Source organism: Streptomyces sp. NPDC053513 (assembly GCF_044544765.1).
Lineage (GTDB): Bacteria > Actinomycetota > Actinomycetes > Streptomycetales > Streptomycetaceae > Streptomyces > Streptomyces litmocidini.
In genome coordinates, this window is record NZ_JBITXP010000014.1 from 16875 (window position 1) to 31832 (window position 14958).

The 14958-nt window shown below is 73.5% G+C and carries 13 protein-coding genes; 11 read left to right on the forward strand and 2 right to left on the reverse strand.

Going from position 1 to position 14958, the window contains the following annotated elements; all coding sequences use genetic code 11:
• Positions 1-151: 151 nt before the first annotated feature.
• A complete protein-coding gene (locus ACIGW4_RS23525; RefSeq protein ID WP_399582667.1) occupies positions 152-1966 on the reverse strand; it encodes a sigma-70 family RNA polymerase sigma factor in 1815 nt (604 codons plus the stop codon).
• 267 nt (positions 1967-2233) lie between these two features.
• Here ACIGW4_RS23525 and ACIGW4_RS23530 point away from each other — a divergent pair, with 267 nt between their 5' ends.
• A complete protein-coding gene (locus tag ACIGW4_RS23530) occupies positions 2234-2974 on the forward strand; it encodes a class I SAM-dependent methyltransferase (RefSeq protein WP_399582668.1) in 741 nt (246 codons plus the stop codon).
• A 332-nt stretch (positions 2975-3306) separates the two neighbouring features.
• The gene (locus ACIGW4_RS23535) at positions 3307-4650 is read left to right on the forward strand and encodes a diacylglycerol/lipid kinase family protein (RefSeq protein WP_399582670.1); all 1344 of its coding nucleotides are present in this window, start codon (positions 3307-3309) and stop codon (positions 4648-4650) included.
• A gap of 21 nt (positions 4651-4671) precedes the next feature.
• Here the strand turns inward: ACIGW4_RS23535 and ACIGW4_RS23540 are convergent, their stop codons facing one another.
• On the reverse strand, positions 4672-5757 hold the full coding sequence (locus tag ACIGW4_RS23540) for a hypothetical protein (RefSeq protein WP_148086912.1): 1086 nt from the start codon (positions 5755-5757) through the stop codon (positions 4672-4674).
• A 267-nt stretch (positions 5758-6024) separates the two neighbouring features.
• On the opposite strand from ACIGW4_RS23540, the gene ACIGW4_RS23545 reads away from it, so the two are divergent.
• From ACIGW4_RS23545 to ACIGW4_RS23585, 9 genes are all read left to right on the forward strand, one after another.
• Positions 6025-6216, forward strand: a complete 192-nt coding sequence (locus ACIGW4_RS23545) for a hypothetical protein (RefSeq protein WP_123456096.1) — start codon at positions 6025-6027, stop codon at positions 6214-6216.
• Between the two features lie 175 nt (positions 6217-6391).
• Positions 6392-7636 (forward strand): pyridoxal-phosphate dependent enzyme, encoded by a 1245-nt coding sequence (locus ACIGW4_RS23550; protein ID WP_399582673.1) that lies wholly within the window; start codon positions 6392-6394, stop codon positions 7634-7636.
• Entirely contained in the window at positions 7633-9318 is a 1686-nt protein-coding gene (locus ACIGW4_RS23555) for a thiamine pyrophosphate-binding protein (protein ID WP_123456098.1), read from the forward strand. Before ACIGW4_RS23550 ends, ACIGW4_RS23555 begins: the two co-directional genes overlap by 4 nt.
• Positions 9319-9324: 6 nt before the next feature.
• Positions 9325-10587: an ATP-grasp domain-containing protein gene (locus ACIGW4_RS23560; protein WP_123456099.1), complete on the forward strand. Its 1263-nt coding sequence runs from the start codon at positions 9325-9327 to the stop codon at positions 10585-10587.
• Entirely contained in the window at positions 10584-11849 is a 1266-nt protein-coding gene (locus ACIGW4_RS23565) for a DUF1015 family protein (protein WP_399582676.1), read from the forward strand. The genes ACIGW4_RS23560 and ACIGW4_RS23565 overlap by 4 nt, the downstream gene beginning before the upstream one ends.
• Positions 11789-12589: a fumarylacetoacetate hydrolase family protein gene (locus ACIGW4_RS23570; RefSeq protein WP_123456100.1), complete on the forward strand. Its 801-nt coding sequence runs from the start codon at positions 11789-11791 to the stop codon at positions 12587-12589. Before ACIGW4_RS23565 ends, ACIGW4_RS23570 begins: the two co-directional genes overlap by 61 nt.
• A 49-nt stretch (positions 12590-12638) precedes the next feature.
• Positions 12639-13073 carry a DUF6917 domain-containing protein gene (locus ACIGW4_RS23575; protein WP_123456101.1) on the forward strand — a complete coding sequence of 145 codons (435 nt, stop codon included), beginning with the start codon at positions 12639-12641 and terminating at the stop codon, positions 13071-13073.
• On the forward strand, positions 13070-14281 hold the full coding sequence (locus ACIGW4_RS23580; RefSeq protein WP_123456102.1) for an MFS transporter: 1212 nt from the start codon (positions 13070-13072) through the stop codon (positions 14279-14281). The genes ACIGW4_RS23575 and ACIGW4_RS23580 overlap by 4 nt, the downstream gene beginning before the upstream one ends.
• Positions 14268-14951, forward strand: coding sequence for an HAD family hydrolase (locus ACIGW4_RS23585; protein WP_398713416.1), 684 nt, complete (start codon positions 14268-14270; stop codon positions 14949-14951). The genes ACIGW4_RS23580 and ACIGW4_RS23585 overlap by 14 nt, the downstream gene beginning before the upstream one ends.
• Positions 14952-14958 lie beyond the last annotated feature (7 nt).

The following is a 14958-nucleotide window of genomic DNA, read 5'->3' on the forward strand; positions in this document are numbered from 1 at the left end:
GTCGACCCGGCTGTCGGCTTTCGGCCATCGAATGGACGGCCGGGCAAGCCTAAGCAGCCCGGGAGGGCCGGAGCCGGGGTCACGCGTCAGGGAACCGTCAAGATGCCCCTCATGGACGTCGTCCTCGTCACATCGGGCCCCTCACCGGGTCTCAGCGGCTGCCGAAGGCCTGCGTCCAGTAGGGGCCCCCGGAGGTGTGGAGGCCGACGCCGATCTCCTTGAAACCGCAGTTCAGGATGTTCGCCCGGTGACCGGGGCTGTGCATCCAGGAGTCCATCACCTCGGCCGCCGTGGTCTGGCCCTTCGCGATGTTCTCGCCGTACGACGACCACGCGTATCCGGCCGCGGTGATGCGCTCGCCGGGGCCGTCGCCGTCGGGGTCGGTGTGGTCGAAGAAGTCCCGCGCGGCCATGTCGTCGGAATGGCCCTGGGCGGCCTCGGTCAGCAGGGGGTGCTCGGTCAGCGGCCCGCAGCCCGCCTTGGCGCGTTCCGCGTTGACCAGCTCGATCACCTGCTCCTGGGCGGAACCGGAACCGGAACTGGAACCAGAACCGGAACCGGATCCGGCGGCGGAGCCGGAGGTCGTGTGCGTGCGGGTGGGACGGGGAGCGGAAGCGGTCGAGGGCGCGGCCGTACGCGTCGGCCGGGGTGGCGGTGAGGTGCGGGAGGCGGTCGGCGCGGGGCGCGAGGGCTTCGGGGTCGTACGGGGGGTCTTCGAGGCCGACGGCGAAGAGGCGGCCGAGGGGGAGGCGGCCGCCGGGGAGGCGGTCGATCCCTGAGGGGCGGGCAGGCCGGTGCCGGTCGTCGCGGCGAGGGTCGTCTCCCTGCTCTCCGTACCCTCGTCGGGGCCGGTGGTCAGGGTGAAGGCGCCGCCGGTGACCGCCACCACGGCTATGCCCGCCGCGATGACGGCGCGCCTGCGGCCCCGCTGTTGCCGGCGCCGGCGCCGGGCGGCGCGGCCGCTCCGGGGGCCGCGCCCCGCGGCCCCTCCCCGGGGCCCGGCCCCGGCTCCCGTACCGACCCCGGCCCCGGCTCCCGTACCGGCTGCGCAACCGTGCGACGGCGCGGTGAGCGGCCCGGCGTCCGGCGACGCGAGCGGGTCCGCGACCGGACCGGCCACCGGACCGGCGAGCGGAACGGCCGACGGGGAGACCGCGGCGACGGTCTCGAAGCCCGCCCGCTCGCGGACGCCCGCGAGGAGCAGCGCGGCCGGGGGCACCAGGAGCAGCCCGGCGAGCAGCCCCTCCGCCGGCACGAGCCCGCTCCACAGCCCGGCGCAGTACGCGCACGCGCGCGCGTGCCGGGCGATGCGCTTGCGCCAGAGGGCCGACGGCCGGCCGTCCCAGGTGTCGATCTCGTGGTGCAACGTCGCGCACGGCGGGTTCTGCGACAGGGCCCGCACGACGACCCGCGCGGTCTCGAGCCGCTCCTTCATCCGCTGGACCCGCACCGCGGTGTGCTGCGGGGACAGCCCGAGCGCGGCGGCCACCTCGTGGCGGCTCAGCTCGCCCGCACATTCCAGCCACCACAGGGAGAGCAGCTCCCGGTCGTCCGGCTCCATCCAGCGGGTCGCCTCGGCGGTCTCGCGCCGCTGGCCGGAAAGGTTCAGCCGGACCACGGCCAGCTCCACGAAATCGGCCCCCGGCTGCGCGAGCTCGCGGGCGTCGTCGAGGCCGCTCGCGGGCAGGCCGGCCTGCTGCTGCCGGTGCCAGTGGCTGCGGACGCCGTTCATGGTGATGGCGACCAGCCAGGACCTGAAGCTGTCCGGGGACCGCAGGTCGCCGAGGCCGGCGAGCGCCCGCAGCATCGTCTCCTGCACCACGTCGTCGACGTCGTGGTGGCCGTTCATCGCCCGGCCCACGATGTTGTAGACCAGCGGCAGTTGGAGGGCGATGAGCCGGTCCTGCGCCCGCGGATCTCCGCTCTGTGCCGCCCTGACCAGTTCCGTACCGTGCTGTGCGCCCATGCTCCGAACCACCCTGTCCGTTCCCGCTGTCGTCTACGGCCAACAACTGGGAGATCACGGGGCGGCGGGCCGATAACAGGAATCGGCGGAGGAGTTTCCGGAGTCCTCGACGTCCCCCGGGACCGTACGCGCCCCCGTACGGGAGGCCAGCGCGGTGTCCGGGACTTCGTGGGATCCGCCAGTACGGACTGCCGTCGCGATCCGGCAAGACTGCCGAGGCACGACTGATCACCAGGGACATGACCGAGCACCGGGGAGGATCGCGCCATGGGCGTGCAGCTGTACGACGAGATCGGCGAGACGTTCGAGGGATTCAAGTCCCTGCCGCTGACACGGTACGGGGAGGTGCCCAGCTTCCTGGGCCTGGTCGGCGACGTACGGGGCAGGTCGGTCCTCGACCTCGCCTCCGGCACCGGCTTCTACAGCAGGGAGTTCAAGCGGCGGGGCGCCTCCGAGGTGCTCGGCGTCGACATCTCCGGCGCGATGGTCGACGCCGCGCGGGCCTTCGAGGAGAGCGAACCGCTGGGCGTGCGCTACGAGGTGGGCGACGTGTCCGAGCTGCGCGACCTCGACCGGCGCTTCGACATCGCGCTGGGGGTCCAGCTCCTCAACTACGCGCCGGACGTCGCCGCCATGGAGCGGATGTGCCGCCACGTGCACCGGAGCCTGGAGCCCGGGGGCGAGTTCTTCGTGCTCGCGCAGAAGCCCGACTACCGCTTCGACGGGCCGTCCCTCGCCAAGTACGGCTTCCTCTGCGAGGCGACCGGCGAGGAGATCGAGACCGGGCCGCGCGTCCGGATCACGGCGCTGCTCGACCCGCCGATCTCGTTCGTCGGCGCCTGCCCGCGCCGCGAGGTGTACGAGGGGTCCCTGCGGGCGGCCGGTTTCGGCGAGCTGACCTGGGTCCCGCTGGAGATCTCCGAGGCCGGCGTCCGTGAGTTCGGCGCGGACTTCTGGGCGGACTGCCTCGCCAACCCGCCCTTCGAGCTCCTGCGCTGCCGCGCCTGAGGGCCGACCGTCCGTCCGACCGGCTGTCCGGCCGGCCTCTGCCCGCCGGGCCGGGAGGCCCCCGAGGAGCTCGAACGGCCCGCACCCGGATGCCCTCGGGACCGGGACCGGGCAGGCTGGTGTCCCGGACCGGACACGGGACCCCGCGAGCGCCCGGCCCCGCGAGCGCCCGGTCCGCGACCGGGCACGGCTCCGTGGCTGTACACGGCTCCGTGGTCGGGAACGGTCCCGTGGTCGGGCACGGCTCCGTGGGCGTACACGGTCCCGTGGTCGGGCACGGCTCCGTGGGCGTACACGGTCCCGTGGTCGGGAACGGCAGGGGAGAGGACGGCATGGAAGGCTCAGGACCCGCAGGGAACCCGGCCGCGCGGCTGCTCGCGCGGCTGGCCCTGCTCGCGGCCGTCGGTTCACTGGTCGTGCTCCTGCTCGCGATCGGGGACGGCGGCCTCGCGGTCGTCGGGGCCGGGTTCCTCGGCCTCGTCCTCTGCGCCGCCGGCGTCTGGTGGTTCGTGTCGCGCCGGGGCGCCGTGCGCCTGCTCGGGGCGCTCCTCGCGATCGCCGCGCCCGTCGGCGTCCTGGTCCTCTTCACGTACGAGGGCCTGTGGCTGACGGCGCTGATCCTGGGCCTGTGCTGGGGCGCGGCCCTGGCCTGCGCACGGGCGGCGCTGCGCCGATCGCGTCCGAAGCGGTCGATGCGGGCGGCTCCGGCGGCCCGGCCCCGGCGGCCGGTCCTGATCATGAACCCGAAGTCCGGCGGCGGGAAGGTCGAGCGGTTCCGGCTCGTCGAGCGGGCGGAGGCGCTCGGGGCCCGGGTGGTCCTGCTCGACCCGTCCGCCCCGGCCGACGTCGAGGCGCTGGCCCGGGAGGCCGTGGCCGGGGGAGCGGACCTGCTCGGCGTCGCGGGCGGCGACGGCACGCAGGCCCTGGTCGCGGCGGTCGCCGCCGAGCACGACCTGCCGTTCCTGGTGATCTCGGCCGGCACCCGCAACCACTTCGCCCTGGACCTGGGCCTCGACCGCACCGACCCGTCCCGCTGCCTCGACGCGCTGACCGACGGCGAGGAGCTCCGGATCGACCTCGGCGACGTCGCCGGCCGGGCCTTCGTGAACACGGTGTCCTTCGGGGTGTACGCCGACGTCGTCCAGCACCCGGAGTACCGCGACGACAAGGCCGGCACGGCGCTCTCCCTCATGCCGGACCTGCTGCTCGGCGAGGGGGTGCGCCGGATCGACGCACGCGTCGACGACACCGTGCTCTCCTCCCAGCAGGCCCTCCTCGTCAGCAACAACCCGTACGTCTCGCCCGACGACATCAGCGGCGCCGGCCGCCGGCCCACCCTCGACGACGGCGAGCTGGGGGTGCTCGGGATCAAGGTCACGGACGCGGCGCAGGCCGCCGACCTGGCCGTCCGGGGCTCGCAGTCCACGGCGCTGTCCGTCCTGACCGCCCACCGCGTCGAGGTGACCTCCGACGCGGAGGAGATCCCCGTGGCGGTCGACGGCGAGGCGCTGCGGATGCCCACCCCGGTCGTCTGCACGCTGCGGCCCGGCGCCCTGCGCGTCCTCGTGCCGCGCGACCGTCCGGGTGTCCCCGCGCCGGTGCCGCCCGTGAGGTGGCGCCGGGTCATCGACCTCGCGTTCGGCCGTGCGGAACGGTCCGCCGAGGCGTCGCCGTGACGGGGCGCCGGGCCCGTCGGATCAGGCGTCGTCCGAAGGCCCGGCCGCCGGCTCCTCCTGCGGAGGCGTCCGGTCCGCTCCGGCCGCACCGGACGGGCCGAGCAGGCCCCGGACGGCCGCCAGGTAGCCGGCCTGGAAGCGGCTCTCGGCGCCGAGCGACTCCATGATCGCGGCGATGTGGCGGCGGCAGGCCCGTACGGACATGCTCAGGCGGCGGGCCACGCCCTCGTCCTTGTGGCCGAGCGCGAGGAGCTCGACGATGGCCCGGCGGAGGTCGCCGTTGGCCTGGCCGTAGCCGACGCGGTTGGGGGCCGCGCAGAACGGGGTGGCGGTGCTCCACAGGCTGTCGAGCGAGCGGTAGAGGTACTCGACCACGGCGGGCTCGCGCACGACCACCGCGCCCACGCCTCCGGAGGGCCGGACGCGGTCCGGCAGGACGGCGACCTCGCGGTCGAAGACGATGATGCGCTCGGCGACCTGGTCGCTGGTGCGCAGTTGCGAGCCGTGGTCCGTCATCTTCGCGAAGTGCGCCTGGATGTACGGGTGGGCGAGGACCGCGTGCGGATAGAGGGTGCGGATGCGCACGCCCCGCTCGATGACGTCCAGGGTCCGCTGGAGGCCCTCGTCCAGCGCTTCGGGGGGCGGCAGCACCGGATGGGCGGCGAACACCTCGGTGCGGCAGCCGGAGGTGAGCCGGCCCAACTCGGCCTGGACGGCGGGAAGTCCGGTGAGGACGTCGACCGAGGTGCCGCCCCGGTCGAGGTGCCGGGCCTCGATGTAGGTGGGGTTGAGGGTGAGCAGATGGGAGCGGATCTGCTCGATGGACCGCCGGTGGAGCTGCACCTGTGCCTCGATGGGGCCGGTCAGATGGGCCGCGGCCACCTCGGGGCTGCTGGGTATCAGCGCGCCGTCCTGCGGGGAGAGCCGGAGCAGGTGCATCCGGAGCAGGTCGGCCACCCCGGTGGCGACCTCGGCCTCGGCCAGGCCGGTCTCCGCCGTGAGCGTCTCGACGTGGGCCCGGCCGTTGCGCAGAACCCGTTCGTAAAGCAGCTGGTGGATCTCGGTGAGCCGGGGAAGGGTATCGGGAGGGTGGCCCACCTGGTGCATCTCAACAGGATGTTGAGGAATTACTGGAGCGAATCCCTCCGGTTTATCGACAGGAATGCGCTCCACTGCTTCGCGGTCAATGCGTTCTGTCCGGTTCTTGCCCACTTGTGTGTTCCTGTCCGGGTGGGGGGTTCCTGCCTGCAACTTGATGACACCGGTGGTATCTGGTGCGCAGCCTACTCGCGGCCGCAGGATTACTTCCGCCGCACCCCGGCAGAACATCGAGCGCCTTGCCGTGACCTGGCAGGGGCACCTCAGGAGAATGACGTGCAGTTCGTGGAAAAAATTACTCGATCCCTTGTTGTCATCGGTTTTTCCGCCGCGGTTTCCGTGATGATCACCCAAGCCGCGCAGAGCGGGTTCCCGACCCCTTCGACGGCCTCCGCGGGGTCGTCCGTGACGCTCGCGGGCCCGGCCCGCCCCGCCGTCGGCCCGCAGCCCGACATCATCTGGCACTGAGTTCCGGCATCGCACGAACGGGCCTCCCGGACGGTATGCCGTAACCGCCCGGGGCCCGCGCGATCGCCCCATCGGCCTTCTGCCGCCTGCCACTTCGGACGCCTGGCGCGGATGCCCGCCGCCAGGCCGCAGGCCGGCCGCCTCCAGTACTCCATCGACGCCCAAGGGGTCCGTCATGCCGTTCGTCAAGTACGCGGAACTTATCGACAGTTACGCGCGTGGATCGAGCGAGAAGGTCGTCCACCACTGCTGCATTCGCTGCGGGAAGGAGAGCGACGACCCGACGCTCAACCGCTGTCCCGAGTGCTCCGGGGCCATGGACGCCATCTACGACCTCGATTACGCCGCGCAGACCGAGTGGGAGGATTCCCCCAATCCGCTCCTGCGCTATTTCCCGCTCATTCCGGTTCGGGACCCGAAGAACGTCGTGTGGCTGGGCGACGGAAACTCGCCCTGTATTCAGTCGCACAAGCTCGGCGCGGAGATAGGCCTTCCCGGCCTCTTTCTGAAGGACGAGTCCTTCAATCCGACCCGTTCCACCAAGGACCGTATCGCCTCCATGGGAATTTCCCGGTTCGGGGAGCTCGGAATCACGAAGCTCGCACTCGCCTCGACGGGCAACAGCTCGACCTCCTACGGCCGCGCCGTCCAGATCGTGCCCGGCTTCGAGGCCCACATCTTCGCCGGCCGGGCGTTCGTGCACCGCCTCAACTACGGCGACCACCCGCGGGTCAAGACGTACGCCATCGACGGCGAGTTCGCCACCGCGGGCAACGCCGCCCAGCGCTACGCCGAGGAGAACGGCCTCTTCTCCGAGGGCGGCTTCTTCAGCCTCTCCCGGCGCGAGGGCCTCAAGCTGGCCTACCTGGAGGCGTTCGACGCCATGCCGGTCACCCCGGACTACGTGTTCCAGGCGGTCAGCAGCGGCATGGGCCTGCTCGGCGCGTACAAGGGCGCCCTCGAGTACCTCAGGCTCGGCCGGCTCTCCAGGCTGCCCCGCTTCGTCGCCATGCAGCAGGCCAGCTGCGCCCCCATGGCCCACGCGTACGCCGAGGACTCCGAGACCATCCAGGACCGGCACATCGTCAAGAACCCCAAGGGGCCGGCGTACGCCATCCTGCGCGGCAACCCCACCCCCAGCTACCCCTACATCCGCGATGTGGCGAAGGAGTCGGGCGGTGACATCCGGTCCGTGACCACCGAGGAGATCGAGCACGCCAAGGACCTGCTGCGCACCGTCGAGGGCATCGAGGTCTGCCACGCCGCGGCCACCGCCTTCGCCGGAGTGATCGCGGCCGTCGCCGACGGCCGGGTGCCCTCCGACGCCAACGTCCTGGTCAACCTGACCGGTGGAGTGCGCCCGCACCGCCCGTCGCCCTCCCAGGTCATCGACTTCGAGATCGCCGAGGCGGACCTGTGAGCCTTCCCTCCACCCCCGTGACCCCGGCCGCCGCCCCGACGGCGCCGACCGTCGCCGAAGCCGCCGTCGACGAGCTCGCCCGCGCCGGCGTCCAGCACGTCTTCGGCTTCCCCGGCGAGACCTCGCTCCCGCTCTACGTCGCCCTCCAGCAGCGCCCCGAGGTCGACCACGTGCTGGCCCGCTGCCCGCGCTGCGCCGGCTACATGGCCGAGGCGTACGCCCGGATCTCGGGCCGGGTCGGCGTGTGCGACGCGCCCGGCGGCATCGGATCGCCCTGGACCACCCCCGCCCTCCTGGAGGCGCGCAACAGCTCCACCCCGCTGGTCTTCCTGGCCAGCGGCATGGCGCGGCGCAAGGAGGACCGCTGGGCCACCGGCGAGGTCGACCAGCAGGCCCTGTTCGGCCCCGTCACCAAGAAGACCGTCCGGCTGGCCGGCCCCGAGCGCACCCGCGAGGAGGTGGCCGGCGCGCTGTCCGCGGCCGCGACCCCCCGCACCGGACCCGTACTCCTGGAATTCCCCGCCGACAGCCTCGACCAGGCCGTCCACGGCGGTCCGAGCCCGGCGTCCGCGTCCTGGGGCTGCGCCTACCCGCAGGTGCGGGCCTACCCCGACCCCGCGCTCGTCACCGCCGCGGCCGACGCCGTGCGGAACGCCCGCCAGACCGTCGTGGTCGCCGGCGGCGGCGTCCACCTCTCCGGCGCCGTCGAGGAGCTGCGCGCCCTGTCCCGGGAGACCGGACTGCCCGTGGCCACCACGCTCAACGGCAAGGGCGCGGTCGACGAGGACGACGCCCGCTCGCTCGGCGTCACCGGCGCCAAGGGCCTCGAAGTCGCCAACCGCTACGTGCACGAGGCCGACTGCGTGATCGTGCTCGGCAGCAAGCTCGGCGACAAGTCCTCCGACGGCTACAGCTGGCCCGAGCCCCACCAGACCCTGGTCAACGTCAGCGACGACGCGGCCGAACTGGTCCGCGGCGCCCGCGGCGGCATCGTCGTGCAGTCCGACGTCCGCGCCTTCTGCGAGGCGCTGCGACGCGAACTGGACGGCTTCCGCTACCCGGGACCGGACGTCCACCGCGCGGAGCCGCGCTGGGACACCGGCCTGACCGACACCCTCTGCCGGATGCTCACCGACGCGCTGCCCGAGGACGGCATCCTCGTCGCCGACGCCAGCGTCTCCAGCGGCTGGGCCGGCGCCGCCGTCCGGCTGCGCGGCGGCACCCGCAGGCTGCTCACCCCGCGCGGCACCGGCAGCCTCGGCTACGCCCTGCCGGCCGCCATCGGCGCCTCCGTCGCCCGCCCCGGCGCCCGGGTCGTCGCCATCGGCGGCGACGGCGGACTGTCCATGGCCATGCACGAGATGGAGACCGCGGCCCGGCTCGGCCTGCCGCTCGTCTACTTCCTGCTGAACAACGAGCGCCTCGGCCTCATCGACCGCCACGCCACCGACCTGCTCGGCGGCGACCCGGTGAGCTCCTCGTTCACCTCCGTCGACTGGCAGTCGGTCGCCGCCTCCTTCGGATGGCGCTCGCACCGCGTCACCGACACCGACGCCCTCAAGAGCGCCTGGGACGAGATCCTCGCCCCGGCCGACGGCCCGGCCCGGCCCACGCTCGTCGAGTGCATCGTCCCCGCCACCGAGATGGCACCCGACTTCCTGCTCACCCTCAAGAGGAACTGAACCGACATGAGCGTCCTGATCCTGCACACCAGCAACGCCAGCCGCAAGCGGCACTTCGCCCGCGCCCGCCTGCACGGGGAGCGCCTGCTCCTCATCGTCAAGAACCCCACCTGGGAGACCGAGTTCGTCGACCGCGTCGTCGCCGCCGACACCAGCAGCATCGAGGACACCGTCGCCGCGGCCCTCGAACTCGCCGCCTCCGAGACCGAGAAGATCGACGCGGTCGTCGCCTTCGTCGAGCACAGCGTGCCCGCCGCGGCCGCGGTCGCCGCCGCCCTCGGCGTCCCGTTCGTCTCCGAGAAGACCGCGCACATCGCCCGCAACAAGTTCGAGATGCGCACCGAGTTCGCCCGCCACGGCGACGTCCCCGGCCCCGGCTTCGGCCTCGCCCACACCCTCGACGAGGCCCGCAAGCTGGCCACCGACATCGGCTACCCGCTGGTCATGAAGCCGCTCATCGGCGGCGGCAGCATGTACGTCCGCCGCGTCGACGACGAGACCGAGCTCGACGAGCACTTCGAGCTGATCCGCTCCGGCTCCTGGGACGGCTTCGACTACGACCCGCTGTACCGCGCCGACCGCGAGAAGTACGGTGCCGCCCTGCTCCTGGAGGGCTACATCCAGGGCGACGAGATCAGCGTCGAGTCCATCGTGCGGGACGGCGTCACCCACGTCGTCGCGATCCACGACAAGCCGCTGCCGATGGAGGGCCCCTTCTTCGAGGAGGTCTTCTACTGCACGCCCACCCGGCTCGCCCCCGAACTCCAGGCCCGCATCAAGGAACTGACGGCCAACGCGCACGACGCCCTGAACATCCACACCGGCGCCACGCACACCGAGTTCCGCATCACCGCCGACGGCGAGCCGGTCATCCTGGAGACCGCCGCCCGGCTCGGCGGCGGCCCCATCTACCGCTCGGTGCTCACCAGCACCGGAGTGGACATGGTCGACGCGGTCCTCGACGTCTCGCTCGGCCGCACCCCGAACCTCGACCCCCCGGCCCCGGTCCGCCCCACCGGCTTCTTCATGTTCTTCGCCGAGAAGGCCGGCGTGATCACCTCGATCAGCGGGGTCGAGGAGGTCCGCGCCTCCGAGGGCGTGGTCGAGGTCGAGCTCTACAAGAACATCGGCGACGCCGTCCAGGTGCCCCCGCACATCTGGCAGGCGCACGGCCACGTCGTCTTCACCGTGGACGACGCGGCCGACCTCGACGCCCGCTTCGCCGAGCTGCGCGACATGCTGCGGATCGACGTGGCGCCCGAGCAGTGAGGACGGGACCCCTGTCCACCGCCGCGCCGCTGCGACCGTTCCGCGCCCTGCGGTACGGTCCGGCGGCCGGCGGCCCCCCGCACGGACTCCTCAGCCCGCCCGGCGACGGCGTCACCGCCGACCGCGCCGCCGCCCTCGCCGCCCACCCCCACGCCTTCCTGCGGCTGGTCCGGCCCGACCTCCTCGAAGGACGGGAGACCTGCGGACAAGCCGACGGCACCGCGCGGTTGCTGCGGGAGTGGACCGCCCGCGAGGTGCTCCGCCGGGACGCGGACCCGAGCCTGTACGTCGTCGAGCAGTGCACCGGCGACGCGCGCGTGCAGCGGGGCCTGATCGGCGTGCTCGACCTGGCGCATCCCGGCTCCGCCGAGGTGCGCCCGCACGAGGAGGTCGACCCCCACCGGGTGCGGGCCCAGGCCCACCGCCGCAAGGCCGCGGGCGCGGACCTCGAACCGGTGCTGCTCTGCTTCGACGGCTCCGAGGCGGACCCCGACGCCGCCCCCTCCGTCGAGGCGGGCGCGGCCTGCCTGGACCGGGTGGCGGCCGGCCGGCCGCTCGTCGAGACCTGGGCCGAAGGGTGCCGCATCCGGCTGTGGCGGGTCGACGACCCCGTACGGCTGGGCACGCTGGACGCCTACCTCGCGGGCCGGCCGCTCTGCATCGCCGACGGCCACCACCGCTGGGCCGCCGCCGAGGAGCAGTACCGGGCCGACCCCACGGGCCCCGGCCGGACCCTGCTCGCCATGGTCGTCGACGTCGGCCGCCACCCGCTCACCTCGTCGGCCATCCACCGGGTGCTGACCGGAGTGCCGGCGGCCGAACTGCTCGCGGCCGCCGGGGAACCGCATCCGCTCCCCTCCCGTCCCGCGCACGCCGTCGACGTGCGCGGCCTGCTGCCGGAACACGTCCACGACCCGCTGGCGGCCTACCGGCTCGCCGAACGGCTGATCGCGCGGGTACGGCCGGACGGCCGGGGCGTGGAGTTCGAGGCCCGCCGGGACCGGGCCGTCGCGCGGGCCGCGGCCACGTCCGGCACCGCCCTGATCCTGCCGCCGGTCGCCTTCTCGGCGGTACGCGAACGGGCCGCCCGGGGCCTGCTCATGCCCCGCAAGACCACCTCGCTCACCCCCAAGCCGTGGAGCGGGCTGGTGGTCCACCGGCACCACCCCGAATCCACCTCCCACCATTCCGAGGAACAGGTATGCGACTGGCGCGAGTCCGAGTCCATCACGACGGCACCGAGCACTACGCGGCCGTCGTAGCCGCACCGACGGGCCCCGGCGGCCCGGACGGCATCGAGTACGTCCTCCTGGAGCGGAACCCCTTCGACGGATCGGCGGAACCGCTCCGGCAGCCGGACGGCCCCCGGATCCCCGCCCGGTCCGTGACGCTGCTCTCGCCCGTCCCCGACTCCGCCAAGGCCGTGGGCATCGGCCGCAACTACGCGGGCACCGTCGACGGCCCCGGGGACTCCCCGCTCTTCCTCAAGCCCAGCACCTCGCTGCTCGCCCACGGCGAGCCGATCGTGCAGCCCGCCTTCTCCGACGAGATCGGCTTCGAGGCCGAGCTCGCCGTGGTCATCGGCCGCACCTGCAGCCGGGTGCCGCACGGGAGCGCGCAGGAGTACGTGCTCGGCTACACCTGCGCCAACGACGTGACGGCCCGCGACGCCCAGCGCAGCGACGGCCAGTGGACCCGGGCCAAGGGCTTCGACACCTCCTGCCCGATCGGCCCCTGGATCGTGACCGGCATCGACGTCGCCGACCTCGGCATCACCGCCCGGCGCAACGGCGTGGTCGTCCAGCACGGACGCACCTCCCAGATGCTCCTGGAGATCGCCGGACTGATCGAGCGGGTCTCCGCCGCCATGACGCTGAACCCCGGCGACGTGCTCCTGACGGGAACCCCGGTCGGCGCCGGCGGCCTGAGCGTCGGCGACGAGATCGAGGTGGAGATCGAATCCGTCGGCAGGCTGGCCAACCGCGTGGTCGCGATCCGCTGACCCGCCGGCCGACCCACAAAACGGACAAGGCAAGGAACGGAACCTGACAGTGGCCCCCACGACTTCGACCCTCTTCTCCGCCCGCAGCGACGTGACCGCCCACTGGGTGGCCGTCATGCGACACCGCAGGAACGACCGGGCACTGGTGCCCGCCCCGCTGCGCACCCGCTGCCTGCGGGCCGGGGAGATCCACGAGTTCATCCTGTGCCGCCCCGGCACCGACCCGGCCGAGCCGATGAACGAGGTCTCGTACCTCGGATTCGCCGAGATCTCCCGGGGCGGCGTCCTGGAGGTCGGCGACGAGCTGTACGCGGGCAACCGCCTCGTCGGAACCATCCACGGCTTCGACGAGATCCACCTGCCCAACCACTACAACATCCTCGTCGCCGTGCCCGAGCTGATCACCGGCGCCGACGCGGGGCTGCGCCCCGGCGAACCACTGACCATGACGGCGGGGGCGGACAAGAAGGACCACACCCCGTGACCGCCACCGCCGCCGCTCCCCCCGTGCCGATGCGGCGGGCCGTCCTCACGATCTCGGCGACCCGGGTGGTCACCAGCCTCGGCTTCTACCTCAGCATCCCGATGCTCGGCGTGATCGCGCTGCGCAGCGGCACGATGAGCGCCGCCGACGTGGGACTGCTCGTCGCCACGCACGCCCTGTTCCGGCGCGCGTTCAGCATCCCGCTCGGCATCGCCTGCGACCGGTGGGGCGCCCGGCCGATGCTGGTCGGCGGCCTGTTCGCCGAGACCGTCGCGTACGGGCTCCTCGCGAGCGGCACCAGCTTCCCGCTGTGGCTCGGCGCCCTCGTCCTCGACGGCCTCGGCGGGGCCGCGTACAACGCCGGCGCCAGACTGCTGCTCGCCCGGGTCGCCCAGGGCAACGCGGCCTCGTCCTTCGCGGGCTTCTACATCGCGACCAACCTGGGCGCGCTGTTCGGCCCGCTCGCCGCCGCCGCCCTGTCGGGCGCCGGCCACCCGGCGCTGCCGCTCGCCCTGTCGGCCGGCGCCTACGGGATCAGCACGGTGGCCGGGTTCCTGGTCACCCGCCGGATCGCCGACGAGACCAACCCGGGCGCGCGCTTCGGCAAGGCCGTGCTCGCGCCGCTGCGCCACCGGTCCTTCATGGGCTACTGCGCCAGCACCGTCCCCCTCTGGTTCGGCATCTCCCTGCTGGTCTCGGCGCTGCCCCTGGAGGCCGAGCTGAGGGACCTGAGCGCCTACGACGTGGCCGTGGTCAACGCCCTGAACGCCCTGGTCGTGGTCGCCTTCGGCGGTGTCGTCGGCCGCCGCGCCGACGGCTGGTCGCTGGCGGCCCGGCTGAAGGTGCTGGCGATCGGGTCGCTGACGATGTCCGCCGGAAGCCTGGTGTGCCTGGTCCCCGGCCGCCCCGGCCTGTACGGGGGGCTGCTCCTGGTCACCGTGGGCGAACTGGCCCTCATCACCGCCGCGGACGTCGTCGCCGTCCAGCTGGCGCCGCCCGGCGAGACCGGCGCCTACCTCGGCTACGTCACCTTCGCCTGGGCGGTCGGCGGCGTCGCCGCCGGCATGCTCGCGGGCCGGCTGCTCGACGTCCCCGGCTCGGGCACTACCCTGTTCTGGCTGATCAGCGCGGCCCTCGGCCTGGCGGGCGCGGCCGCGCTGCTGCGTCGGTCGGTGCGCGTCGGGGGAGCTGCCCATGGAACTGCCTGAGGACTGCGCGGGCGTCCTTCTGGACCTCGACGACACGCTGATCGACTTCAGCGAGGCGAGTCCGGCCGCGCTCGCCCACGTCCTGGGCCCCGACGCGGACTTCGCGGAGTGGATGGAGCTCACCGAGGAGCTCTACCCGCGGTTCACGGCGGGCGCCATCGGCTACCGGGAGCTGGAGCGGCGGCGGCTGGCAGCCCTGCTCACCCGGATGGGACGGCCCGTGCCCGACGTGCCGGAGCTCGACGCCGTCGAAGCGCACCGCAGACGCGAGGTCGAGTCCCGGCTCCGGCTCTACCCCGACGTGCTCCCGTTCCTCGCCCGGGTACGCGCGTCGGGGCGCCGCATCGGCGTCCTGTCCAACTCGGACGGCCCGCAACAGCGGCGAAGAACAGAGCAGTTGGGCCTGGCGCCGTGGCTCGACGCGGTGACGGTCTCCGGTGACACGGGCATCGCCAAGCCGCGCCGGGAGGCCTTCGCCCTGGCCTGCCGCCGACTGGGCGTCCCGGCCGCGCGGACCGTGCACATCGGCGACAGCCTGGAGGCCGACGCCCTCGGCGCCCACGGGGCCGGCCTCGGCGCGGTCTGGCTCCACCGCCCCCACCGGGGCCCGACACCGCCGCCACCGGCCCGGGGCGTCGCGGTGGTCACCACGCTCGACGCGCTCGTGTGACGCGGCC

What these genes read in the sequence shown, in the direction of transcription:
- ACIGW4_RS23525 (WP_399582667.1), bottom strand. Translation starts at nt 1,966, where the DNA reads ATGGGCGCACAGCACGGTACGGAACTGGTCAGGGCGGCACAGAGCGGA.
- ACIGW4_RS23530 (WP_399582668.1), top strand. Translation starts at nt 2,234, where the DNA reads ATGGGCGTGCAGCTGTACGACGAGATCGGCGAGACGTTCGAGGGATTC.
- ACIGW4_RS23535 (WP_399582670.1), top strand. Translation starts at nt 3,307, where the DNA reads ATGGAAGGCTCAGGACCCGCAGGGAACCCGGCCGCGCGGCTGCTCGCG.
- ACIGW4_RS23540 (WP_148086912.1), bottom strand. Translation starts at nt 5,757, where the DNA reads ATGCACCAGGTGGGCCACCCTCCCGATACCCTTCCCCGGCTCACCGAG.
- ACIGW4_RS23550 (WP_399582673.1), top strand. Translation starts at nt 6,392, where the DNA reads ATGCCGTTCGTCAAGTACGCGGAACTTATCGACAGTTACGCGCGTGGA.
- ACIGW4_RS23560 (WP_123456099.1), top strand. Translation starts at nt 9,325, where the DNA reads ATGAGCGTCCTGATCCTGCACACCAGCAACGCCAGCCGCAAGCGGCAC.
- ACIGW4_RS23570 (WP_123456100.1), top strand. Translation starts at nt 11,789, where the DNA reads ATGCGACTGGCGCGAGTCCGAGTCCATCACGACGGCACCGAGCACTAC.
- ACIGW4_RS23585 (WP_398713416.1), top strand. Translation starts at nt 14,268, where the DNA reads ATGGAACTGCCTGAGGACTGCGCGGGCGTCCTTCTGGACCTCGACGAC.